Origin of the sequence: Achromobacter sp. ACM03 (genome assembly GCF_014851665.1) — a bacterium.
Taxonomy (GTDB): domain Bacteria; phylum Pseudomonadota; class Gammaproteobacteria; order Burkholderiales; family Burkholderiaceae_B; genus Achromobacter; species Achromobacter aegrifaciens.
In genome coordinates, this window is sequence record NZ_JACVAD010000002.1 from 489,111 (window position 1) to 512,464 (window position 23,354).

17 protein-coding genes are annotated in these 23,354 nt (G+C 66.8%); 12 read left to right on the forward strand and 5 right to left on the reverse strand.

Features of this window, described 5'->3' with window-relative positions:
- Nucleotide 1: 1 nt before the first annotated feature.
- The gene (locus IB257_RS10535; RefSeq protein ID WP_175159728.1) at nt 2-1,198 is read right to left on the reverse strand and encodes an efflux RND transporter periplasmic adaptor subunit; all 1,197 of its coding nucleotides are present in this window, start codon (nt 1,196-1,198) and stop codon (nt 2-4) included.
- A gap of 384 nt (nt 1,199-1,582) precedes the next feature.
- Between IB257_RS10535 and IB257_RS10540 the strand changes: the two genes are divergently transcribed.
- The 7 genes from IB257_RS10540 to IB257_RS31850 all read left to right on the forward strand — a co-directional run bounded on the left by IB257_RS10540 (nt 1,583) and on the right by IB257_RS31850 (nt 10,297).
- A complete protein-coding gene (locus IB257_RS10540; RefSeq protein WP_054458795.1) occupies nt 1,583-2,650 on the forward strand; it encodes a LysR family transcriptional regulator in 1,068 nt (355 codons plus the stop codon).
- A gap of 150 nt (nt 2,651-2,800) precedes the next feature.
- The gene (locus IB257_RS10545; protein WP_054458797.1) at nt 2,801-3,901 is read left to right on the forward strand and encodes an AI-2E family transporter; all 1,101 of its coding nucleotides are present in this window, start codon (nt 2,801-2,803) and stop codon (nt 3,899-3,901) included.
- A gap of 5 nt (nt 3,902-3,906) precedes the next feature.
- Complete coding sequence (locus IB257_RS10550; RefSeq protein WP_156337480.1) at nt 3,907-4,677, forward strand: phytanoyl-CoA dioxygenase family protein; 771 nt, start codon at nt 3,907-3,909, stop codon at nt 4,675-4,677.
- A 439-nt stretch (nt 4,678-5,116) separates the two neighbouring features.
- Complete coding sequence (locus IB257_RS10555; RefSeq protein WP_054458801.1) at nt 5,117-5,650, forward strand: fimbrial protein; 534 nt, start codon at nt 5,117-5,119, stop codon at nt 5,648-5,650.
- A gap of 132 nt (nt 5,651-5,782) precedes the next feature.
- Entirely contained in the window at nt 5,783-6,550 is a 768-nt protein-coding gene (locus IB257_RS10560; RefSeq protein ID WP_192353005.1) for a molecular chaperone, read from the forward strand.
- 130 nt (nt 6,551-6,680) lie between these two features.
- On the forward strand, nt 6,681-9,260 hold the full coding sequence (locus IB257_RS10565) for a fimbria/pilus outer membrane usher protein (RefSeq protein WP_175212733.1): 2,580 nt from the start codon (nt 6,681-6,683) through the stop codon (nt 9,258-9,260).
- 575 nt (nt 9,261-9,835) lie between these two features.
- The gene (locus IB257_RS31850) at nt 9,836-10,297 is read left to right on the forward strand and encodes a fimbrial protein (RefSeq protein WP_158598578.1); all 462 of its coding nucleotides are present in this window, start codon (nt 9,836-9,838) and stop codon (nt 10,295-10,297) included.
- On the opposite strand, the gene IB257_RS10575 is transcribed toward IB257_RS31850, so the two are convergent.
- Complete coding sequence (locus tag IB257_RS10575; protein WP_225588869.1) at nt 10,291-11,733, reverse strand: MFS transporter; 1,443 nt, start codon at nt 11,731-11,733, stop codon at nt 10,291-10,293. The genes IB257_RS31850 and IB257_RS10575 overlap by 7 nt on opposite strands.
- Nucleotides 11,734-11,830: 97 nt before the next feature.
- On the opposite strand from IB257_RS10575, the gene IB257_RS10580 reads away from it, so the two are divergent.
- The 4 genes from IB257_RS10580 to IB257_RS10595 all read left to right on the forward strand — a co-directional run bounded on the left by IB257_RS10580 (nt 11,831) and on the right by IB257_RS10595 (nt 15,383).
- Nucleotides 11,831-12,718 (forward strand): helix-turn-helix transcriptional regulator, encoded by an 888-nt coding sequence (locus tag IB257_RS10580; RefSeq protein WP_192492268.1) that lies wholly within the window; start codon nt 11,831-11,833, stop codon nt 12,716-12,718.
- 94 nt (nt 12,719-12,812) lie between these two features.
- Nucleotides 12,813-13,706, forward strand: coding sequence for a DMT family transporter (locus IB257_RS10585; RefSeq protein WP_192492269.1), 894 nt, complete (start codon nt 12,813-12,815; stop codon nt 13,704-13,706).
- A 77-nt stretch (nt 13,707-13,783) separates the two neighbouring features.
- Nucleotides 13,784-14,545, forward strand: a complete 762-nt coding sequence (locus IB257_RS31530) for a PadR family transcriptional regulator (protein WP_225588870.1) — start codon at nt 13,784-13,786, stop codon at nt 14,543-14,545.
- A gap of 22 nt (nt 14,546-14,567) precedes the next feature.
- Nucleotides 14,568-15,383, forward strand: coding sequence for a siderophore-interacting protein (locus IB257_RS10595; RefSeq protein ID WP_054458815.1), 816 nt, complete (start codon nt 14,568-14,570; stop codon nt 15,381-15,383).
- Between the two features lie 29 nt (nt 15,384-15,412).
- Here the strand turns inward: IB257_RS10595 and IB257_RS10600 are convergent, their stop codons facing one another.
- Nucleotides 15,413-16,291 carry a LysR family transcriptional regulator gene (locus IB257_RS10600; RefSeq protein WP_125470313.1) on the reverse strand — a complete coding sequence of 293 codons (879 nt, stop codon included), beginning with the start codon at nt 16,289-16,291 and terminating at the stop codon, nt 15,413-15,415.
- Between the two features lie 103 nt (nt 16,292-16,394).
- Here IB257_RS10600 and IB257_RS10605 point away from each other — a divergent pair, with 103 nt between their 5' ends.
- On the forward strand, nt 16,395-17,255 hold the full coding sequence (locus IB257_RS10605) for an oxaloacetate decarboxylase (protein ID WP_175180469.1): 861 nt from the start codon (nt 16,395-16,397) through the stop codon (nt 17,253-17,255).
- 10 nt (nt 17,256-17,265) lie between these two features.
- Here the strand turns inward: IB257_RS10605 and IB257_RS10610 are convergent, their stop codons facing one another.
- Nucleotides 17,266-20,136, reverse strand: coding sequence for a WG repeat-containing protein (locus IB257_RS10610; RefSeq protein ID WP_192492270.1), 2,871 nt, complete (start codon nt 20,134-20,136; stop codon nt 17,266-17,268).
- Nucleotides 20,133-23,222, reverse strand: coding sequence for a WG repeat-containing protein (locus IB257_RS10615; protein ID WP_192492271.1), 3,090 nt, complete (start codon nt 23,220-23,222; stop codon nt 20,133-20,135). Before IB257_RS10615 ends, IB257_RS10610 begins: the two co-directional genes overlap by 4 nt.
- Between the last annotated feature and the right edge of the window lie 132 nt (nt 23,223-23,354).

A 23,354-nucleotide genomic window follows, 5' to 3' on the forward strand; every position in this document is an offset into this window, starting at 1 on the left:
CTCAGTTCAGGGTGGCCGAGGCGGTCTTGACCGGGTTGCGTTGGGCCGCAACCATGGGGACGACGGTGGGGGTCACGGCATCGCCGGGACGGATGCGCTGCAGGCCGTTGACGACGATGCGTTCGCCGGCGGCCAGGCCCGAATCGACCACGCGCAGGCCTTCCTGGTTGGCGCCCAGCTTGACCTGGCGGTAGACGGCATGGTTCTTGTCGTCCAGCACCAGCACGTAGCGCTTGTCCTGGTCGGTGCCGATGGCCTTTTCGTCGATCAGCACGGCCTGGCGCGGTTCGCTGCCGCCCAGGCGGACGCGGGCGTACAGGCCGGGCAGCAGCTGGCCGTCGGCGTTGTCGAACTCGGCGCGCACGCGGATCGTGCCGGAGGTGGTGTCCAGGCGGTTGTCCACGGACTGCACGACGCCGGTGCGCGAATAGCCTTCCTCGTTGGCCAGGCCCAGCTCCACCGGCACGGCGCTGGCGCGGCCGCCGCGCGCAGGGTTCACATAGCGCAGGAAGGTTTGTTCATCCACGTCGAACGATGCGTACATCTTGGACACCGACACCAGGCGGGTCAGCGGCACGGAGCCGGCGCCAGCCGCCACCACGTTGCCCACCGTGACCTCGGCGCGCGACACGCGGCCGTCCACCGGGGCTTCGATGCGGGTGTAGCCGAGGTTCAGCTTGGCATAGTCCAGCGCCGCCTGGGCGCCTTGCAGGTTGGCGGCGGCTTCGCGTGCGGCGTTCTGCTTTTCCTCGAAATCGCGGCGGGCGATGGCGTTGTCCGTCAGCAGGCGCTGGCCGCGGGCCAGTTCGCTGGCGGTATACGAGGCGCGGGCCTTCGCGGCGGTCAGGGCGGCGGCGGCGCGGTCCACCTCGGCCGCGTAGGGACGCGGGTCGATGGTGAAGAGCACGTCGCCCTTCTTGACGATGCTGCCGTCCTGGAAGTGCACGGCGGTCAGGGTGCCCGACACCAGGGGACGGATGTCGACGCGGTCGATGGCTTCCAGGCGGCCGGAGTAGCGCTGCCAGTCCACGATGGTCTTGTTCAGGACCTCGGCCACTTCGACTGGCGGCGCCGTGGGGGCAGTCTGCGCCTGCGCCGCATTGGCGCCAGCGGGAGCGCGGAAGAGGGCATAACCGCCGCCAGCGGCGACGATGGCGGCAAAGACGGCGAGCACAGCAATACGATTGCGCGAAACCATGGTGTTTCCTTGAGAGATGATGGGGCGAAAGCGCGCTTGCCTGGATGAGCCTGGGGGCGGAGGCGGCTGCGGCGGCCTGGGGCAGGCCTGTCCTCGGGATCCGGCGGAAATGCTGCAATGCAACATACAATGCTGCTGCGCATCCCAGGCAAAGGCGCCTGATCGGGGCGGGTCTTTGCGGGTGCCGGAATCTGAGGATAGGCTTGCCCTTTGATGGCGCCTGGCGGCAAGGGCACTTCAAGATGGTTTGCATTCTGAGCGGTTTAGGGGGTCGGATAAACCCTGATGTTTCGGCAACACTAGTCGTAAGGATCGACTAATCAACGCCGAAATCGGGTTATGCTCCGTCCACACCGACTATTTCCCCTAAAGGACACCGTCGCCATGGACCGTTTTCAGGCTATGCAGGTGTTTGTGCGCGTCGTGGACGCCAATAGCTTCACCCGGGCGGCCGACAGCCTCTCGCTTCCGCGCACCACCGTCACCACCATCATCCAGAACCTCGAACGCCTCTTGGGCGTGCGCCTGCTCAACCGCACCACGCGCCGTATCGGCCTGACGCCCGACGGCGCGGGCTATTACCAGCACTGCGTGCGCATTCTGGCCGACGTCGAGGAAACCGAGGCCTGCTTCCAGGAAGCGGCCCTGCGCCTGAAGGGCAGGCTGCGCATCGATGCCCCAACCTGCATCGGGCGGCTGATCCTGATCCCCTCATTGTGTGATTTCCACGACAAATACCCCGACGTGGAGCTGGTGCTGGGCCTGGGCGACCGCCCGGTCGACATGGTGCAGGAGGCCGTGGATTGCGTGATCCGCGCCGGCGACCTGGAGGATTCCAGCCTGGTCGCGCGCCGCATCGGCACGCTGCAGAGCGTGACCTGCGCCTCGCCCACCTATGTGGCGCGCCATGGCTTGCCGCAGAGCATCGACGAACTGCGCGACCATCACGCTGTGCACTATTTCTCCAGCCGTACCGGCCGCAATTGCGCCTGGGATTTCCGGGTCGACGGCAAGCACCAGGAAGTCGAAATGAAGGGCGTGGTGTCGGTGAACGAATCCGGCGCCTACCTGGATTGCGGGCTCAAGGGCTTCGGCTTGATCCAGACACCGCGTTACATGGCGCTGCCGCACCTGCAATCGGGCGAACTCATCGAGGTGCTGCCGCAATGGAAGCCCAGCCCCACCGCGATTTCGGTGCTGTATCCGCAAAGCCGCCAGCTGTCGCCCAAGGTGCGCGCCTTCACCGACTGGGCCGCTGAATTGTTCGCCAGCTGCCCGCTACTGAGCGGCCGCGACGAGACCGATCCGGCCGCGGCCAGCTGCAGCGTCTACGCCCGCGGGGCTGGCCAGGCGAACGCCGCGCCGTCCGCCGCGCCCAGGCCTGCGCTGGAGGAATACCTGCCGCCGCGCCGCCGTACCGCGCGCGAAGAGGCCGCGGAGTACGCGTTGTAAGCGCATGGCGTGGGGGGCGGATCCGCCCTCCACCTGGGGAATCACGGGAAACCCCGTAGTAAATACAGACCTTGCGTCCCTCGAATTGCATGAAACGTCTGTATAGTCCGACAGTCAAAGCCTACAACGTCCTTACTGTCGATCCGCTCCATGCAGCCTGTACTACCCGCTTACCTGATCGCCCGTTGGCTTTTGTTGCTCGTGCTGTTGGCGGGGGTGTACTTCCTCAGCGGTTTCCTGGTCCCCGCGCTCGCCGCACTCATCATCGGCCTGGCCAGCTGGCCCTTGTACCAGCGGCTGGTCGCGCGCTGCGGCGGCCGCAACGCGCTGGCAGCCTCGCTGGCGCTGCTGGTGGTGATCGTCGTGCTGATCGTGCCGATGTCGTTCGCGCTGTCCTACGCCATCAAGGAAGCCAGTACCTTCTTCGCCTGGGCCATCGCCGCCAACCGCCATGGCGTGGCCGTGCCCAACTGGATCACCTCCATGCCTGTAGTGGGCGAGCGCCTGAGCCAGTACTGGGAATCCTATATCGGCCAGCCCCATGCGCTGGGCGCCCTGGTCGAGGCCGTCAGCGGCGAGCATCTGGGCAATATCTACCGCATGGTCCTGGCGGCCACGGGCAATGTGTTCCAGTTGCTGCTGACCGTGCTGTTCATGCTGATCACGCTGTTCTTCGTCTACAAGGACGGCATCCGCATGGTGGCCCAGCTGGACGTGCTGGGCGAACGCATCCTGCCTGCCCGCTGGCAGCGCTTTTCGCGCGTGGTGCCGGCCACCATCAACTCCACCGTCACCGGCATGGGCCTGATCGCCCTGGGCGAGGGCGTGGTGCTGGGCATCGCCTACTGGGTGGCGGGCGTGCCGTCGCCCGTGCTGCTGGGCGTGGTCACCGGCTTCATGGCGCTGATACCCGGCGGCGCGCCGCTGTCGTTCACGCTGGTGTCGCTCTATCTGGTCGGCTCGGGCCATCTGGTGGCGGGCATCGCGCTGATGGTGTGGGGCAGCGTGGAACTCTTCATCGTCGACAAGACTCTGCGTCCGCGGCTGGTGGGCGGGCCGGTCAAGCTGCCTTTCCTGCCGACCTTCTTCGGGTTGGTGGGGGGCGTGAAGACGATGGGCATCGTCGGGCTGTTCGTCGGCCCCGTGCTGATGGCCCTGCTGGTGGCGGTGTGGCGCGAATGGGTGCACCATGAGGTGCAGGAACGCGATGCCGCTCGCATCAATCCTCCCGCCCAACCCCCTGCTGCTTGAATGCCATGTTGTTGCCTGATGACCAAATAGCCGTCCTGCGCGAGCAGGGCTTCGTGGTGGCGCGCCAGTTCGCCAGCCCGGAACAGGTGGCGGCGCTGCGCGCCGTTGCCGAACGCCATTTGCGCGACCACGTCGCGCCCATCGAATACGAAGCCGACCTGCGCTATCCCGGCGCGCCCGAGTCGCGCGCGGCCGAAGGCGGGCTGACCGTGCGGCGCCTGCTCGGCGCCTATGGCCGCGACCCCTTGTTCGCGCAATGGGCCGCCGATTCCCGCATCGGCCAGTGGCTGGGACGCTACTTCGGCGAAACGCCGGTGCTGTCCACCGTGCATCACAACTGCGTGATGACCAAGCATCCGGCCTATGGCAGCCTGACCGGCTGGCACCAGGACATCCGCTATTGGTCGTTTTCCGACACCGATCTGGTGTCCACCTGGCTGGCGCTGGGCCCGGAAACGCGCGCCAACGGCGGCCTGTCCTTCATCCCGGGTTCGCACGCGGCCGCCTTCGCGCCGGAACAGTTCGACCAGCAGAAGTTCTTCCGCGACGACGCGCCCCAGAACGCCGCGTGGATCGCCCGCGCGGTCTGCCCCGAACTGCAGGCGGGCGACGTGGTGTTCTTCCATTGCCGCACCCTGCATGCCGCCCAGGGCAACGCCAGCGACCGCGTGAAGCTGTCGCTGGTGCATACCTACCATCCACAGTCCTGTCATCCGCTGCCGGGCACGCGCTCGGCCAGCCAGCCGGGCGTGCCGCTGACGGTCCCGGCCGCCTGATGCTCTGAGTCAGCGCCGCATTCTGCGGCGCTGTTCCTTTCTCGATCAGCCGCTACTGCGGCCCGTGCTGTCCGCCTGAAATCTTTCCGGGCGCGGCCCCGCATGCGCCGACTTTCCCGGTCCGGGTTCGTGTCCTGACGGGATCTTTCCCCTTGATTGTCGACCACTGCGCCCGCTCGCTGGCGGGCTCGGCTGCGGGCGCTTTTTCCGGTGCTGAGAGGGCCTGCGCCAAAAAATGGGCCTAGTCCTATGTCTTGCCCGGATCGGAGAGGACTAGCCCGATGGGCGGCCTGCGCTGCGAAATCTACGATGCAGTTGTTGAGTACGCGAGCTGAAAAAGACCTGTCCCCAACGGTCCCTCATGCACTAGCGCACGCAGCAAAGATCCGCCCGCAAAGGCGATTTCCCTCACCTCAAAACCCAACTCAAAAGACTCATCATGAAAAAGACCCTCCTGACCGCTGCTCTGGCCATCGCCGGCCTCGCCTCCTTCGCCAGCGCCCACGCCGCCGACGGCACCATCGAATTCACCGGCAACATCACCGCCAACACCTGCGTCATCAACGGCGGCAACGGCGGCGAGAACTTCACCGTGGCCCTGCCCACCGTGTCGGCCAAGACGCTGGAAACCGCAGGCGCCACCGCCGGCCGTACGCCGTTCAAGATCGCGCTGAGCAGCTGCACCACCGACCAGCCGGTTTCGGTCCACTTCGAAGGCGGCCCCACCGTTTCGCAAACCACCGGCCGTCTGATCGTTGACGCCGGCGGCGCCGAGAAAGTCGAACTGGGCCTGCTGAACAACTCGTTCGGCGAAATCATGGCCGGCGCGGCCATCGGCCAGCAGAACTCGCAGACGGTGACGCTGTCCGGCGGCAAGGCTGACCTGGACTACTTCGTCGAGTACCACTCGCTGGGCAACGCCACCGCCGGCGCCGCCAACTCGCGCGTGCAGTACTCGATCTCCTACGAGTAATGCGCCGACTCGGCGGCCGCCTCCCGGGGCCGCCGAGGCAGGTGTTTCCCTGCAAGCCGTCTCACCCGCTCCCCGAGACGGCTTGGAAGGAAACCGACCATAGACGCAGCATCCACCACCAAGGGCTACATCATGAAAACTCTACGCCGCACCCTGATGGCCGCCGCAACGCTTGCCGCGGGCTGTTTTGCACTCCAGGCGCAGGCCAGCGTCGTTATTTCCAGCACGCGCGTGATCTATCCGGCGCAGGAGCGCGAAGTCACCATCAAGCTGAGCAATGACGGCCGTACGCCTGCCCTGGTTCAGTCGTGGCTGGACGACGGCAGCATCACCGACGCGCCGGAAACGCTGAAGGTCCCCTTCGTGCTGACGCCCGCCATCTTCCGCGTGGATCCCGGCAAGGGGCAGACCCTGCGTCTGATCCACACCAAGGAATCGATGCCGCAGGATAAGGAAAGCATGTACTGGCTTAACGTGCTGGAAGTCCCGCCCAAGGCTCAGGCCGGCGAAGACGCCAATCGCCTGCAGCTTGCCTTTCGCACGCGCATCAAGGTGATGTATCGCCCGCAAGGCCTGCCGGGCCAGGCAGACGAGGCGCCGGCGCAGCTGCGTTGGGAGGTCGCTCCCGCCGCGGCCGGCAAAGGCTATGCGCTGAAGGCCAGCAATCCCACGCCCTATGTCGTGAACCTGGGCAAGATCAGCCTGCAGTCTGGCGGCCAGACCTTCGATGCCGGAGCCGGTTACGTCAAGCCGGGCGACTCCACGTTGTTTCCCCTCGCGGGAATGACATCGGCGCCGGCAGGCGGTGCCCAGGTCAAGTTCAACAGCATCAACGACTGGGGCGCGAACGTCGAAGGCTCCCTGCCGCTGATGTCGGGACCCGCCTCGTCCCTGCGCTAGGACGCTAAGCCGCGCACGCGCGCGGCCCTCATCTCGCCAAACTCCTCTTGTGAGGGATGCCGGTAACGGTATCCCCGGGGAGAGTGTTGTCCAGCGTTTTCATCGAATCCACTCTTTCAGCTCCGCCGTTATGAAGAAAACCCTTTCAAAGCTCCTGCATACGCGAGATAGCGTCAGCCTGCGTCTGACCCCTCTTTGCGCGGCACTGCTGGTGGCCCTGGTTGCGCATGAGCGGGTGGCGCAGGCCGCCGAGGCCGACGCATCCGGAACGATGGTGGCTTCGGTGGAATTCGAGGATGCCTTCCTGATGGGCGGCTCGGGCCCGCGCACCGACCTGTCGCGCTTCGCCAAGGGAAACATGGCCGCGCCCGGCAGCTATTCGGTGGACTTGTTCATCAACCAGGGCTATGTCGGCCGCGTCGATGTGCCGTTCGCGGCGGTTGCCGGCGAGGCGGCGGCGCAGCCCGTGTTCGACCGTCAGCTGTTGCAGCGCATCGGCGTCGACCTGGGCAAGCTGCCCGCCGAGGCGACCGCAAAGTTGGCGCAAGACGCCAGCCTGCGCCTGGCCGAGATCGCCGCGGACGCCGGCAGCGATTTCGACTTCGGCGACCAGCGCCTGGACCTCAGCATTCCCCAGGCCTCCATGAGCCGCCACGCCCGCGGTTACGTCAGTCCGGAACTATGGGACTCGGGCGTCAACGCGGCCATGGTCGATTACGACTTCAACCTGTACAACTACCGCAACAAAGCGTTCGGCGGCACGCAGCGGCAGGGCTATCTGGGCTTGCGCGCGGGCGTCAACCTGGGTGATTGGCGTCTGCGCCACAATGGCTCCTATTCTTTCGATTCCCAGGGCCAGCGCCAGTACCAGAACATCTCGACTTACGCGCAGCGCGAAATCGTTGCGCTGTCGTCCCAACTCACCTTGGGCGAAGCCTATACCAGCGGCGAACTGTTTGAATCCACGCCCTTCAAGGGCGTGCGCCTGGCCAGCGACGATCGCATGCTGCCCGACTCGATGCGCGGCTACGCGCCCGTGGTGCGCGGCATGGCCAACAGTAACGCGCGGGTCACCATCCGGCAGAACTCGGTCGTCATCTACGAAACCACGGTGGCGCCGGGGGCCTTTGAAATCACCGACCTGTACGCCACCGGCTACGGCGGAGACCTGGATGTGTCGGTGCAGGAAGCCGACGGTAGCGTGCGCAGGTTTTCGGTGCCCTACGCCGCCGTGCCGATGTCGCTGCGCCCGGGCGTGAGCCGCTATAGCGTGGTCGGCGGCGCCGTGCGCAACAAGCAATTGTCGAAAAGCCCGCATTTCCTGCAGGCTACCTACCAACGCGGCCTGTCCAATCTGGTCACGGGTTATGCCGGCGCCACGGTGGCGCAAAACTACACCTCGGTCTTGTTGGGCGGGGCCCTGAATACGTCGGCCGGAGCGTTCGGCCTGGACGCGACCCAGTCGCGCCTGTCGCAGGCAGACGCTACGCATACCGGCACCAGCATGCGCGCCAGCTATGCAAAGAACCTGCCCAACACTGGCACCAACGTCTCCATCGCGGCGTACCGCTATTCCACCAGCGGCTTCTACGGCCTGAACGAAGCCATGAATTCGCTCTACGGCTATGGCCAGTACCGTTATACCGGCAGCATGGTGCGCGAGCGCAACCGCGCCTCGATCATGCTGAGCCAGCAGTTGGGCGGGCAGCGCGGCAGCATCAACCTGACCGCCTCGGGCGTGGACCATTGGAACCGCGACGGCCGCGACGTGAACTACAGCATCGCCTATGCGAACCGGTACAAGACCGTGGGCTACAACATCAGCGTCCAGCGTCAGCGCGACAGCCGACAGCAGATGGGCACCGCGGTCTACGCGACCATCAGCATTCCGCTGGGCAAGAGCAATCCCCTCAGCCTGTCGACCAATGCCGGACGCGATTCCGACGGCCGCTTGCGGGTGCAAAGCACGTTGTCCGGCTCCACGGGCGAGGACAATGATCTGTCCTACAGCCTTAGCGCCGACCATGCTTCCGGCGGTTCGGGCGACAGCATGAACGGCGGCAGCGCCAGCGTACTTTACCGCGCGCCGGTCGCCGAATTCACGGGCAGCGCAGGCGTGGGTACGGGCTATTCGCAAAGCTCGGTAGGCGTGCGCGGGGCGCTCGTCGCGCATCCGGGCGGCCTTACGCTGTCGCAGCCGCTTTCGGAAACCTTCGGCATCGTTGAAGCGCCCGACGCCGAAGGCGCGCGTCTGCTCAATGCCTCGGGCGTGCGCGTCAACAGCCGTGGATATGCCGTCGTGCCGCATCTGACGCCGTATCGCATGAACACGGTGGAAATCGATCCCAAGGGGCTGTCCACCGATGTGGAACTGCAGGTCACCAGCCAGCAGGTGGCGCCGCGCGCCGGTGCGGTCGCGATGCTGCGGTACGCCACGGTCTCGGGGCGGTCGGCCATGCTGCAGGTGCTGAAAGCCGATGGCAAGCCGCTGCCGTTCGGCGCCAGCGTGGTGGATGAGCATGGTGTGGAAGTCGGTCTGGTCGGGCAGGCAAGCCGTGTACTGGCGCGCGGCCTGCAGGACCGCGGCCAATTGACCGTCAAGTGGGGCGAACTGCCTGGCGATGTATGCCGCATGGATTATGAACTTCCGGCCACGGAAAAAGGCATGGGTCCGGACAGCTATCGGCAGATCGAAACCCGCTGCAGCTAGATATCTCTCAATTTACCTTCGACCGGAATCGCAAGATGAATACGTTTCGAATACTGTTTTTGCTTGGCGCGACGTTGCTGTCGCTGGTCTACTCCCCCGCCAACGCTGCCGGCGATCAATTTCCGTGTGAGCAACCCCATTTTTTGGGGATCGTCCTTCCTGCCACGATCGAGCTTAATGCCGACGTGGGTGTCGGTCAGGTGATGTGGTCCGGTACGGTGGGCACCCGAGCGCTTATACCTGGTAGATGTGCGTCCGAAGAGTCTCCCCCGGGCGCTTTGCTTATCTACCTAGACGTATATGAACAGAATGGGGTCTTTAATACTGGCATTCCCGGGGTAGGCGCTCGCATCAAGTCCCGGTACAGGTCCTGCGTCTCCAATTATTGGCCGACGGAATGCGAGACCGTAGTGGAAGGGACCCCTCCGAAGGTAACGATCGAGTATGAACTGATCAAGACTGGGAATGTGGGTTCTGGATCCTTTGGGTGTTGCGAGGATATCGCCTTTTGGACCTTCGGAAGTACCCAGAACACCTATGCTCGGTTCCGGTACGCCGGGACGACCACCGTACGAGTGAGAAGGCCGCCGACTTGTTCCTTTTCGTCGAATGACACCATCCATACCTCGCTGGGCGTGGTTTCCAAGACGGTTTTCAAGGGTATCGGCTCGACGTCGGCTGAGCGCCCTTTCAAGATCGATCTGAGTTGCAAGGGAGGGGATGGCCTGAGCTCGCTGGATGTGTACGCCACGTTGACGGACGCCACCAAGCCAGGCAACCGCTCCAAGGTGCTGAACTTGTCGCCCGGGTCCGGTGCCACGGGCGTCGGGGTCGAAATATTGAATGGCACCACGGTGCTGGGATATGGCGCGGACTCGAACGTGCTTGGCAACCCTGGCCAATGGAAGGCAGGCACCGTGTCGCCCGGAGCCAGTGTCTTTTCCATCCCGTTGACGGCGCGCTACGTGCAAACCGACGAGGTCGTGACTGTCGGAACCGCCAATGCGCGGGCCACGTTCACGATGAGCTATCAGTAGCGGCGCCCCAGCCGCCACAACAGAATCGTCGCGATCAGGATCGCGGCGACATTGAACTGCATGGCGCTGGCAAAGGCACTGGCGTGACGTTCGGCCCCGCTTGCAGCGGCATGCGCATCGAGTGCGCCGGCGTACAGCATGCCCGCCGCCGACACGCCCAGCGCCGCGCCCACCTGCTGCAAGGTCGACACCACGCCGGCCGCCATGCCAGCGTGGCGGTCGTCGACGAAGCCCAGCGCCAGATTCACCAGCGGCGTGTTGACGGCGCCCTGGGCCGCGCCCAGCCACACCAGCGCCGGCAACAGCGACCACGGCGCCAGGCTCGCGCCGGCCACGTCCACCTGCAGCATCAAGGTTGCCGTGGCGCCGCCATACAGCAGGGCGGCCAGTGCGATGGCGAGCGTGCCGAAGCGCGCCACCAGCCGCGGCGCCGCCATCGATCCGGCCACGAAGCCCACGCTGGCGGGGGCGAAGATCAGGCCGGCCGTCAGCGCGTCCAGGCCGAAGCCAGTCTGCACCAGCAGCGCATAGCAGAGGAACATGGCGCTGGCGGTGGAGAACACCAGCATGACCAGCAGACAACCCGCCGCGAAGCGCGGCTGCGCCAGCAAGGCCATGTCAACGAGCGGCGCGCCGCCGCGGGCCGCGACACGCCGCTGCATGCGCACGAACAGCGCCAGCGCGATCAGCGCCGCCACGCCGCAGGCCACCGTCCACGCGGGCCAGCGGCGCGCGGGACCTTCTATCAGCGCCAGCAGCAGCAGGGCCAGTCCTGCGCCCACCAGCGCCGAACCGGGCCAGTCCATGCTGGCGGCCGAGGGCTCGCGTGATTCCGGGATATGGCGTGCCAGCCGCCACGCCAGCAGGCCCAGCGGCACGTTGAGCAGGAATATGCTGCGCCATGCCAGCCCGAACAGGTCGGCATGCACGATCCAGCCGCCCAGCACCTGTCCGGCGATGGCCGCCAGTCCCAGCGTCATGCCCAGCAAGCCGAAGGCGCGCTGCCGTTCCTGGCCCTGATAGCTGACTCGGATCAACGCATACACCTGCGGAAACAGCATGGCCGCGGCCATGCCTTGCAGGATGCGCGCGGCGATCAGCGTGTCGGCCGTGGGCGCCAGGCCGCACAGCGCCGAGGCCAGCGCAAACCCCGCCATGCCCAGCATGAACAGGCGCCGCCGGCCATGGCGGTCGCCCAGCCGGCTGCCCGCGATCAGCAGCACGCCATAGGCCAGCTCGTAGGCGGCGATGATGAAGCTGATCTGCGCGAAGCTGGCGGACAAGGTGGATTGCATGCTGGGAATGGCGACGTTCACCACGAACAGATCGAAGATCGTGATGAAGCCGCCAGACAGCAGCACGGCCAGGCCCAGGCGGCCCAGGGCGGGCTGCGGCGCGGCGTGCGCGCCAGGGCAGGGGAGTGTGGAAGAAGACATGGAAAGCGCCATCGGAGTCAGGATGGGCGCTATTCTGGAGAGGCTTTTAGCCTTATACAATTTAGCTGTTTATGCTATTACCAGGTGCAATAGACTCATGACCGCAACCGCAGCCCCCAAGCGCCTGGAGCGCACCCGCGCCGATCTGTCGGAATTTCTGCGGCTGCGCCGCGAACGGCTCAGTCCTGCCGAGCTGGGGCTGCCCGCGGGGGGGCGCCGGCGCACGCCGGGATTGCGGCGCGAGGAAGTGGCCGCGTTGGCCGGCGTGGGCCTGGCCTGGTACACCTGGTTCGAACAAGGGCGCAACATCAGCGTGTCGGCAGGCTTCCTGGAAAACCTGGCGCGCGTGCTGAAGCTGGACGCCGCCGAACGCCGTCATCTCTACCTGCTGGCGCACCAGCGTCCGCCATCGGAACCGGGGCGCACCTGGTGCACGGTGCCCGCACAGGTGCGCCGCCTGATGGACGACCTGCCCGCGCGCCCGGCCTACATCCTCAATCTGCGCTGGGACGTAGTGGCGTGGAATGCGGCCGCGGACCGCGTGTTCAATTTTTCAACGCAGGCGCCGGGCCGCAGGAACCTGTTGTGGATGCTGTTCGCGGATCCGGCGATGCGCGAACTGTTCGTGGACTGGCCAGCGCAAGCGCCCGCCATGCTGTCCACGTTCCGGCGCGACTTCGCCAGCGCGGGCCAGGCGCCGGACGTCGGAGAGCTGGTGGATGAACTGGAGCGCGTATCGCCGGACTTCAAGAGCTGGTGGCGCGAACACGATGTGCACGGGTCCTGCATGGGCCTGCGCAGCCTCTGCCTGCCAGCCCTGGGCGCGCTGGCGTTCGAGCATTCCACCTTGTCGGTGGACGAGAGCCGGCACCTGCGGCTGGTGGTCTACGCGCCCGCGCCCGACGAACCCAAGGCGGCGGCGTTCGAGCGTTGGCTCGCGGGGCGCGTAGCGGCCCGATCCAAGCCCGCACGTGGCACCAGGTAATAGGCGCGCCGTGGGTCTACGGAGCCGTGGCGGGCGGCTCCTATAGTCGCGGCATCTTCATACCGCCGCGTCCTCGCGGATGCTTCCGCCGGCCATGTCCACCACTGCGCTTTCCCGCCGCCACGCCTTGCTGCTGCTGGGCGTGGTGGTGCTTGCCTGGGGCTTCACCTGGATCGTCAACAAGCTGCTGTTGCAGTACATGACGCCTATCTGGGCAGCGGCCGCGCGCAGCATTGCGGGCACCGCCGCATTGCTGTTGCTGGGTCTCGCGCTGCGCCGCGTGGCCCGGCCGGTCAAGGCCGACCTTCCGGTGATTTTCAGCGTGGGGCTGCTGCACATGGGGGCGTTTGCCGCGCTGGTCAGCCTGGGCATGCTGTACGTGCCGGCGGGCCGCTCGGCCGTGCTGGCCTACACCACGCCTTTGTGGGTGATACCGGGCGCCTGGCTGTTCCTGAGGGAGTCAGTGGGGCCAGCCCGGCGGGCCGGGCTGGCGCTGGGCCTCCTGGGGCTGGTCGTCATCTTCAATCCGCTGGCCTTCGACTGGACCAATCGCGATGCCCTGTTGGGCAATGGCCTGATCCTGCTGGCGGCGCTGTGCTGGGCGGCCAATATCGTCTACGTGCGCGCACACCGCTGGGTTACGCCGCCCTTCGAACTCGCGCTGTGGCAGGCCCTGTTGGCTTCGGCCGTACTGTCGGCCGTGGCGTACGCAACCGAAGGTCCGCCGCAAGTGGCGTGGAGCGCCGACCTGGCATGGCTGCTGGGCTATGCCGGCGTGTTCGGCATCGCGGTGGCGCACTGGGCTGCCGTGAATGTAAATCGTGCATTGCCCGCAGGCGTGACTGCCATCGGGCTCCTGGGGGTGCCCGTGTTCGGCCTGCTGTGCGCGGCCCTGTTCCTGCATGAGCCGGTCAGCGCCTCGCTGCTGGCGGGCATGGCACTCATCGTGGGCGGGATCGCGGCAGGGGTGATCGAACGTCGCGCTTGACGGCTGGACTATCGCAGGTATATCGTAAGATATATATCGTAAGATATAACTCGTACGATAGATATCGGAGGTAAACCATGCGTGATGCCCAATTCCTTACCGCATTCGTGCGCCGAGCCCGCCAGAAGCCGCAGGGCCGCCACGATCATTCCCATTCCCATCATCCCCATGGGCACCATCGCCACCACGGCGAAGGCCATGGCCACCGCCAGCGCCACGCCGCCGCGGGCGGGGACTGGTTCTCCGGTCCGGCCGACGAGCGCGGCGAAGGCGGCGGCTTCGGCGGCGGTTTCGGCGACGACGGCCGCGGCTGGACCCGCAGCCGCAAAGTCAGCGCCGACGACCTGCAGCTGATGCTGCTGGGCCTGCTGGAAAAGAATCCCAGCCATGGCTACGAGCTGATCAAGGCGCTGGGTGCGCTCAGCAACGGCTTTTACACGCCCAGCCCCGGCATGGTGTATCCCGCGCTGACCTACCTGGAAGAACTGGGCTACGCCACCGTCGAGCAAGAGGGCGCGAAGAAGCGCTATCACCTGGCGGAACCGGGCCGTGCGCACCTGGACGGCAATCGCGAACGCCTGGCGCTGATGTTCAACAAGCTCAAGCACGTGGCGCGCAAGATGGACTGGATGCGCCAGGCCTGGAGCGGCCAGCCGCGCAACGTCGGCCCCGAAGGCGAAGACACCGCCACCGGCTGGCTGCCGGAGTTCGTGGCCGCGCGCCAGGCGCTCAAGCGCGCGCTGCTGGACCGCACCGACGCCTCGCCCGCCGAGCAGCGGCGCATCGCGGCCATCCTGGCCCGCGCCACTGCCGACATCACGGAACAGAGCTGTTCCTGAAGACCTCATTCCTGGAGTATCCATGACCCGCAACGACCTGAATGTCGAACGCGTCCGCCACAACCTGAAGATGCGCACGCTGACCGTGGCCAGCGTCGAACGCGTCGCAGGCCTGATGGCCCGCGTCACCTTCACCGGCGACGAACTGCAGGACTTCGTGTCCGCCTCGTTCGACGACCACGTCAAACTGTTCTTTCCCGCCGATCCTTCCCTGCCGCCAGCGCTGCCGGCGGTGACACCGGACGGCATCAAGTTCCCGGAGGACATGCCCAAGCCCGCCGCCCGCGACTACACGCCGCGCTTTTTCGACGCGGCGCGCAAGGAGCTCGTCATCGACTTCGTGCTGCACGGCGACGGCCCCGCGTCCACCTGGGCCGAACAGGCCAAGCCGGGCCAACTGCTGGGCATAGGCGGGCCGCGCGGCTCCTTCGTCGTACCCACGGGCTTCGACTGGCATGTGCTGATCGGAGATGAAACCGCCTTGCCCGCCATCGCCCGCCGACTGGAAGAGCTGCCGGCCAGCGCGCAGGCGCTGGTGCTGATCGAAGTGCCGGATGCTTCCAACGAAATCCCGCTGGCTACCGCAGCGCAAGCCTCGGTGCGCTGGCTGCACCGCAACGGCACCGCGGCGGGCTACAGCACTCTGTTGCTGGAAGCCGCGCGCGAGCTGACACTGCCGCCGGGCGAAGGCTATGCCTGGGTGGCCGCGGAATCGGCCGCGGCCAAGGCCGTGCGGGAAATCATGGTTGCGCAGCACGGCGTCGACAAGAGCCGCATCCGTGCGGCCAGCTACTGGAAACGCGGCGCCGTGGCTGTGCACGAATCGCACGAAGGCTGAATCGTCGGCTGGCGATGGAGTAAAGATCTTCAGCCGCCGGCCAACGCCAGCAGATTGCGCACCCGCCCGCCCGCGCCTTCTTCGCGCACAGCCAGGCCCAGCACCGCGCGCGGCCAGTCCAGCGCGAAAGGGCGGTACACCACGCCGTCGGGGCGCAGATGGCGCAGTGATTCCGGTACGATGGCCACCCCCATGCCCGCCGCTACCAGGTTCACCGCCGACGACAGTTGCGGCGCGCGCTGGCCGATCTGCGGATTCAGTCCATGCTGGCGGCAGGCGGCCATGATGTCGGCGCTGAGTCCATAGCCGGATTTGCGCGAATACAGGATGAAGCGTTCCTGCTCCAGATCGGAGGGTGCCAGCCGCTTGCGCCGCGCCAGCGCGTGGCCCAGCGGCAGCGCCACCACCAGCGGTTCCTGCGCCAGTTGCGTGAATGCCAGGCCGCCGTCCAGCGCGAAGGGCGGGCGCACGAAGGCCGCGTCGATCGCGCCGCTGCGCAGTTGCGTCACCAGCGTTTCGCTATCGCCCTGCGACAGCGTCATCTCCACGTCCGGATAGCGCTGCCGGTACTGCCGTATCAATTCCGTCACCACGCCGCTGAAGGACGCGGATTCCGTGAATCCCAATGTCAGTTCGCCGACTTCGCCGCGCGCGGCCCGCTGCGCCGTGCGCACAGCGGCGTCTGCCCGCTGCAGGATGTCTTGCGCGCAGACCAGGAAGGCGCGTCCGGCATCGTTCAGCGCAACGCCACGCCCGGTGCGATCGAACAGCGGCGTGCCGACTTCCTGCTCCAGTTGGCGGATCTGCTGCGACAGCGGCGGCTGCGCCATGCCCAGCTGCTCGGCCGCGCGTGTGAAGTGCTGGGCCTCGGCTGTGGCGACGAAGTAACGCAGGTGACGCAGTTCCATATTGGTACTTTGAAAGTATTGATTATGAATTTTCCATATATTGGACATTCTATTGCGACGGGCCGATCATGCATACATCGACGACACCCGCAAAGGAATCCGCATGACTGCCCCCATCAAACCCAGCACCCTGTTGCGCCAGCACCTGGCCCGCGACATCGTCGTGGCGCCCGGCGCCTATGACGGCATGTCGGCCCGGCTGGTGGCCGCGGCCGGCTTTTCCGCCGTCTACGCCAGCGGCGGCGCCATCGCGCGCGCAGCCGGCTATCCGGACATCGGCCTGCTCAGCTTCACCGAGGTCATGGACCGCGTGGAAAAGATCGTGGACGCCAGCGGCCTGCCGGTGGTGGCCGATGCCGACACCGGCTTTGGCGGTTCGGCCAACGTGGAGCGCACCGTGCGCATCATGGAACGCGCCGGCGTGGCGGCCTTCCATATCGAAGACCAGTCCTTCCCCAAGCGCTGCGGCCACCTGGACGACAAGAGCCTGGTGGACGCCGAGGAAATGTGCCGCAAGGTGCACATCGCGCGCCAGACGCTGAGCGACCCCGATGCGCTGGTGATCGCGCGCACCGACGCCATTGCGGTCGAAGGTTTCGAGGCCGCGCTTTCGCGCGCCGAGCGCTATCTGAAGGCGGGCGCGGACATGATCTTCGTGGAAGCGCCCGAGACGCTGGAGCAGATCCGCGCCATCGCCGAACGCCTGCCGGGCCTGAAGCTGATCAACATGTTCTACGGCGGCAAGACGCCGCTCACGCCGCTGGCCGACCTGGCGGCCATGGGCTACCGCCTGGCGATCATCCCATCGGACCTGCAGCGTGCCGCTATCCACGCCATGCAGGCCACGCTTGCGGCCATCAAGCAGACAGGCGACAGCAGCGCGCTGGCCGATCAGCTCACCAGCTTCAAGGAGCGGGAGGAGATCGTGCAGACGCGCCGCTACCTGGCGCTGGACACGCAGTAAGCGCGCGACGCTAGCGGGGGCAGCGGCTCGGCAGGCTCAGCGGCCACAGCCGCTGGTTGTGCGAGCCGTACAGCGTGCGCATGCCGCATTCCATTTCCACGCGCGCCACCTGTTTGCCGGAGGGATCGATGATCATCGATTGCTCCAGCGTGGATACCACCGCGCGGCCCTTGCTGAATGGCGCGACCACCCGGTAATCCGCGGCGATCGCGACCTTGCCCTGCGCATCCACGTAGCCGTAGCCGCTATCGATGCCGACCGGCGCCAGGCCTTCGCGCAGCGGGCCCAGCGCGTCGAATGCCGGGCCGGACAGCGCGCCCTTGCCGTCCAGCGCGCGCATGCCGCGGTTGGACACGCGCGTTACCGCGCGCCCTTCGGAATAGGCTGACGCAAGGCCCTCGACGGAAAGCCGCTTCTTGCCGTCCAGGCCGGTGTAGTCGGTCATCTCCCGGTTGCCCGCGTAGTAATGCCGCAGCAGCATGTCGGAGCCCAGCGGCCAGCGCCATTCGCCGGCGGGCAACGCGGTCACGGTCTTGCCTTGGTCGTCGATCAGGCGCGGACCGTCTTCGCCCGTCAGCAGGGCGCGGGCGGGGGCACCGCGGAAGGCGCCGGCGACGGCCGAGGACGGCGCGATCTGCCATTGCCCCTGGCTGTCCAGATAGCCTTGGCGCGGCTGGCGGCGCAACACCGTCCAGTCGCCCATGCGCACGTAGTCCGCATCTTCCATGTCCACCGCTTGCGAGCCGTCAGGCGCAATGGTCCAGCGGTGTTTGTCGTCGCTGGCTGCGATTGAGCCTTCGCTGTCCACGCCGACCGAGAGCTTGGGCCGGAAGGCGGTCAGCGCGCGGCCCTCGGCGTTGAAGACGGCCGCGGGACGTTCGTACTCTTCCTGCTGCGGGCCGGCCTGGCGCAGCTTCCAGATCTTGGCGGTGATGCGTTCCGCGCTGTGGTGGCTGGGCGGCACGATCCACTTGCCCTTAAGGTCGATGATGCCGACGCGATCCTGGCCCAGCGAGGCGACCGCCTGGCCGTCCTGGAAGAGGCCGATGTCCTGGAACGCGGGCGCGGCGATTTCCTTGCCGGCGACGAAGTCGTACAGGCCCCAGGGCGAGCCCTCGGCTGCGGTCTTGAGGAAACGGACCACGCCGGGGGCGACGATCTGCGCTTCGAAGAAGTCGCGGGGCAGGTCGTAGGTCTTGCCGCTGCGGTCCAGCATGCGGCTCACGCCATCGGCGTAGGCCGGTGCGTAACCATGGCGGAACGGCCCGATGTGCTGCTGCGCGGGCAGATCCATGGGCTTGCCCACGGCATCGAGCAGCAGCAGGCCTGCGGCGGTCTGGGCTGCGTAGCGCAGCTGCTCCGCCTTGAGTCCGGCGGCTTCCGCATCCGCCTGCGCGCCGTAATCCTCGTCGGATCCGTCCAGCGGGATGATGCTGCGCCAGGCCGGGTCGGAGGCAATGCCGCCGTCGGCCAGCAGCAGGCCAGCGCCGTCCTCGGTGCATTGGCAGTGGTCCTGGGCCAGCAGGCCCAGTGCGCTGCCGGGTATGTCCAGCGGCAGCTCCTTGAGCGAGCGGCTCTTGGCGGCTTCCACCGTTTCGGGCTTGAGCAGCAGGCGGCCTTCATCGTCCAGCACGTTGAGCAGTTCGCCTTCCTGCTTGAAGAGCCACAGCTTGCCCTGGCTGACCACCATCCTGCCGGTGTCCTTGAGCCAGGCGGGCGCCGTTTCGCCGTGCAGCCAGTTGCCCATCGGCGTCAGCAGGCCAACCGGTACGCGTTCCTCGTTCGAGAACAGCACGTAGCCGTTCTGGTCCTCGGCCACGAACAGGCCCGCGCCCAGCGTCAGCGGCTCCGCGCGCCCCGGAACCAGCGCCATCTGCTTGCCGCCCGAGGGGTAGACGATGGCGTCGCCGTGGCGCTGCGATTCCTGCGCTTCGGCGGACTTGAGCGTAACGACGGGCTTGCCGCCGCTATCCAGCACCACATAGGAACCGCGGCCGAGCTCGGCGCTCCAGAATGCCTTGGTCACGGGCATCAGGCTGCGATAGCCCTGGTCAGCGCCCACGGGCTTGCCATCGAGGTCCAGCAGCAGCGCATCGCCGTCGCCATAGGCGACGGCCATCGAGCCGTCTTCGCCCGGCACCGAGATGTCCTGATAGTCGGGCTCGAGCACCCACTTCCAGTCCCGGTCCACCAGACCGTGCCGGCCTTCCTTGTTGGTGGCGATGTACAGGCCGTTGCCATAGGACTTGATGATGCTGACGCCGGCATCGCTGTAACGGCGTTCGCCGGTGCTGGAGCGGTACTCCGGCTTGTATTCCACCGTCGCCAGCGCCGGCACGCCCGCGCCCACGTGCAAGGACTGCACGCCTTCGTCCAACGGTGCGCCCACCGGCTGGCCCTTGCGGTCTATCAATAGATAGCGGCCGTCCAGTATGGCCACGGTCAGGCCGATCTCGGCATAGTCCTGCACGGCGTCATAGCGCGGCGGCACCGCCATCCGGCCTTTGGTGTCGATGAAGCCCCACCTGCCTTTCCATTTCACCGCGGCCAGGCCGTGACGGAAATCGCCCACCGCTTCGAAGATGGGCGAAATCGCCAGCCGGCCGTTCTGGTCCAGGAAACCCCAGGCATGGCGGCGCAGCGAATGATCGCGCGGCACGCGGTCGATGTTCACCAGCGCGGACGGCAGCAGCACTGCGGCGCGTTGGTCCGCCAGCGTGCGGATGCAGCCGTTGGCGTAGGGACTGATGTCGTCGTCGGCTGCGACGCTGTAGGGCTTTTCCTCGATGCAGTACGAGTATTGCGCATGCGTCGACAGGGACGCGCCCAGCGCGGCCAGGGCGCAGGCAAGGCGGGTGGTGCGTATCGCGCGTGACTTCATGGTTGTTTCGCTTTGGCGTTGTCGGGGGCGAGTTCGAACTTGTCGGCCACGGGGCAATCCATTTTCTGCTGCGGCCAGGTGATCCTGCCCTGGTCGTCCAGGATGGTCACCGTGTCGCATACCTCGGTGAACGTGGCGATGGGCACGCCCTTGGTATCGATGTACTGCGTGTTCCGGCCCTGATGGTTGCTGCGGACCAGCGCGCGTTCTTCGCTGAAGTTTCCGGCCCAGGTAAAGACGGGCGGAATCGCATAGCGTCCCGTCAGGTCGATGTAGCCATATAGCGTGCCGGAATACTGCAGGCGGCGCGCCACCGCCAGGCCGTTGTTCAGCGGGCCCAGCGTGTCGAAGTGCGGTCCCACGATGCGCTTGCCGTTGGCATCGATGAAGCCGTGCCTGCCGTTGCCCGAGCGGCTGCGATAGGGGGCTACGCCTTCGTTGGCGCTGCGGTCTTCCACGCTGTAGGTGCCGTCGATGCGCGTGATCTCGCGGCCCTGCAGGTCCGTCATGATGCTGACGGAATTTTCCGAGTCGTGGAACACGATGCGCTGCATGGTTGCCAGCGGCGAGCCGTCGCCCAGCTTGCCCAGCACGGTCTTGCCTTCCTGGTCGATCACGCGGTAGTCGGAGCCGTTGTAGGCGCGCGCCAGTCCCTCGGGCTGCGCGAAGAAGGGATTGAACTCGCCGTAGATGGCGGGAACCTTCATGTTGCCGCGGGCATCGATGGCGCCCTCGCGGTCGTCATGTTCGATGTAGAGCCAGTGCTGGTAGAGCTCCGTGCGCTTGGCTCGGCCGTCGGAGACTCGCGTGGCGCCGCCCTTGGCGTCGAACAACATGGTTCCGCCGCCCGCCAGCGCGGCCAGGTAGCGTCCGTCCTTCAGGCGCTCAGGTTTGCCGGTCACGGGCTCGCTGGGCTTGCCGGTGCGCAGGTTCACCAGGCGGTAGGTGGTGTCGAACGAGCTGCGGGAGCGTTGTCCGGGAGCGTTGTCCTCGACCAGCATGAGGCCGTTGCCCAGATATTCGAGTTTGTACGAGCTGTCCTGCGTGGCGGGCACCACCCATTTGCCCTCGCGGTTCATGACGCCCCAGCGGTCCTGGTGCTGGACCTTGGTCCAATCGTCTTCGAACTTCTCCATGCTTTCGTACACCGGCTTGACGGCGGGCGCACCCTTGGCGACATTCCAGATGCCCCAGCGGTTCTCGCGGTTTTCGTCCGGCGCGCGGTACTGGATCAGTTCGCCATCGAAGTACCTGGCGCCGTCCAGTATCTCGGCAGGGACCGCGACGGCCTTGCCTCGGGCGTCGATCAACTGGTCGCCGTCGCTGCGGCTGCGCCCCGCGCCCGCCTGCGCGTAGCCGCCGCGGAACGGATGGATGACGCTGTAGCGCGGCTGCACAGCCCAGTTGCCGTCGGCGTCGATGGCGCCATACTTGCCGTTGGCGGCGCGCACCGGCAAGGGCATGGTCACGTCGTAGCTGGACATGTCCTCCCAGTCCGGGTTGGTCACGATCTTGCCCTTGGACGTCAGTATGCCGAGAGGCTGCGTATAGTCCAGGGGCCGCAACAGGGCCAGCGGCAAGCTGTCCGCGAAGGCCCGGCCGTGTGCGGACTCGCGCGCGGAAAAGGCCCTGATGTCGTAGTCCTGCAGGCGTGCGACGGTGTCGGCGTCCAGCAGCGGCTTGCCTTCGCGCGTATAGATCTGCAGCAGGCCGCCGCCGGTGTCGGGCGCGGCATCCGCGCTCGTCGCTTGCGCGGCGGCGTCCACTGCGGCGGCGGCCACGTCCATTGCGGCAGGCGTGGCGACGTCGACGGCCACGGTCTCGGCTTCCGAGGCCGCGGCTGCCGCGGCGACCGCCTCCTGCGCCGCAATTGCGGCGTCGGCCGAGGCCTCCACCGCCTCTCCGGGACCGTCATCCGGGACCGCGGCGGCGCCGGCCGCTGCGGCATCGGCTGCCACTGCCGCGGCCTCGGCCGCGTCGACCGCCATATCCACGGCGCGCGGTGGCAGGGAAGCCGTCACCCAGGCCTGCCCGTTGCTCAGCTGCACGCGGCCATGGCGCGCGTCTATCTTGCGGAAATTGCCGGCGGGATCGATCAGCAGCACGGCTTCGTCATCGATCATGACGCGCCAGCCCTCGCGTTCATCCAGGCCGATGTAATTGCCCTTGAATGCATGCTGGACGCCGAGCTTGGCGTTCAACAGCAGCGCCTTGCCCGCGCCTTTCTGCTTGACCAGCCATAGCCCAGGCCCCGCCAGTTGCACGTGCTCATAGCGCTGCTTGTGGATGGTCTTGCCGCGCGGATCCACGAACGTCCAGCCTGCGTCGCGGCTCACCGCCAGCACGTCGCCGTCGCGCAATGCGGGCTCGCGGGCGCGCAACACGTCCGGCGCGATCGCCCAGCGGGCCTGCTCGTCCAGCAGCCCCCACCAGCCGCTGTAGCGCGAATCGCGCAACTGGGCGGGCAGGTAGCCGCCGCTGGGCGCGGCCAGCGCCATGACGCCGGCAGGCAGCGTCGCCGCCTTGCCGGTTGCGGTATTGAACAGGCGCGGCGGCATGGGCATCTCCATCGATGCCAGCTTCTGCCCCCGCTGGAAGCCCCACGAGCGCGTGCCCAGCTCGAAGATCTTGATGATGTTGCCCTTGCGGTCGATCAGCACATCGTGCCCGTCTTCCTCGGCCAGTGCGGAACCCTCGGCGTTAAAGCCCGTTGCCTCGGAAAAGCGCGGCTTGATCGCCCATTGCCCTTGCGTATCGATATAGCCCCATAGCCCATCCTGGTTCACGGCGGCCAGGCCGTTCTGAAAGGACTTGGCCTCCTGGAAGGACGGCGCGATGGCCATGCGGCCTCGCTTGTCGAGATAGCCCCAGCGGCCGGCGTCGTCATCGGCCGATCCGGTCAGCACGGCGGCCAGCCCTTCGTGGAAGGCCTGCTGGCATTCCAGGTTGGCGCCGTTGTATTCGTTGTAGCCAGGGGCGCACTGGTCGATCCAGTTGGACCTGGCCTGCGCCGCGCCGGGCACGGCGGGCAGGGCGGCCAGCGCCACTGCCAGCGCCAGGGGTTTGAGGGCGAGCGGGGTCTTCATTGTGCAGCGGCGCGGGCTGCAACCGCGCAAGCGTAAAGGCCGGGCTGGGCGTGCCACATGGTCGTATGCCTGCCAAGAATGATGGGAAAGGCAGCACTGTAACCAGCGTCAGCGGGCAATTGCGCGGCAAAT

Bases quoted from the DNA above. Each gene is read 5' to 3' on its own strand.
- IB257_RS10555 (WP_054458801.1), top strand. From the start codon at position 5,117: ATGAAAAAGACCCTCCTGACCGCTGCTCTGGCCATCGCCGGCCTCGCC.
- IB257_RS10615 (WP_192492271.1), bottom strand. From the start codon at position 23,222: ATGAAGACCCCGCTCGCCCTCAAACCCCTGGCGCTGGCAGTGGCGCTG.
- IB257_RS10550 (WP_156337480.1), top strand. From the start codon at position 3,907: ATGTTGTTGCCTGATGACCAAATAGCCGTCCTGCGCGAGCAGGGCTTC.
- IB257_RS10560 (WP_192353005.1), top strand. From the start codon at position 5,783: ATGAAAACTCTACGCCGCACCCTGATGGCCGCCGCAACGCTTGCCGCG.
- IB257_RS10545 (WP_054458797.1), top strand. From the start codon at position 2,801: ATGCAGCCTGTACTACCCGCTTACCTGATCGCCCGTTGGCTTTTGTTG.
- IB257_RS10600 (WP_125470313.1), bottom strand. From the start codon at position 16,291: ATGGAACTGCGTCACCTGCGTTACTTCGTCGCCACAGCCGAGGCCCAG.
- IB257_RS10535 (WP_175159728.1), bottom strand. From the start codon at position 1,198: ATGGTTTCGCGCAATCGTATTGCTGTGCTCGCCGTCTTTGCCGCCATC.
- IB257_RS10610 (WP_192492270.1), bottom strand. From the start codon at position 20,136: ATGAAGTCACGCGCGATACGCACCACCCGCCTTGCCTGCGCCCTGGCC.
- IB257_RS10540 (WP_054458795.1), top strand. From the start codon at position 1,583: ATGGACCGTTTTCAGGCTATGCAGGTGTTTGTGCGCGTCGTGGACGCC.
- IB257_RS10595 (WP_054458815.1), top strand. From the start codon at position 14,568: ATGACCCGCAACGACCTGAATGTCGAACGCGTCCGCCACAACCTGAAG.
- IB257_RS10585 (WP_192492269.1), top strand. From the start codon at position 12,813: ATGTCCACCACTGCGCTTTCCCGCCGCCACGCCTTGCTGCTGCTGGGC.
- IB257_RS10605 (WP_175180469.1), top strand. From the start codon at position 16,395: ATGACTGCCCCCATCAAACCCAGCACCCTGTTGCGCCAGCACCTGGCC.
- IB257_RS10575 (WP_225588869.1), bottom strand. From the start codon at position 11,733: ATGTCTTCTTCCACACTCCCCTGCCCTGGCGCGCACGCCGCGCCGCAG.
- IB257_RS31530 (WP_225588870.1), top strand. From the start codon at position 13,784: ATGCGTGATGCCCAATTCCTTACCGCATTCGTGCGCCGAGCCCGCCAG.
- IB257_RS10580 (WP_192492268.1), top strand. From the start codon at position 11,831: ATGACCGCAACCGCAGCCCCCAAGCGCCTGGAGCGCACCCGCGCCGAT.
- IB257_RS10565 (WP_175212733.1), top strand. From the start codon at position 6,681: ATGAAGAAAACCCTTTCAAAGCTCCTGCATACGCGAGATAGCGTCAGC.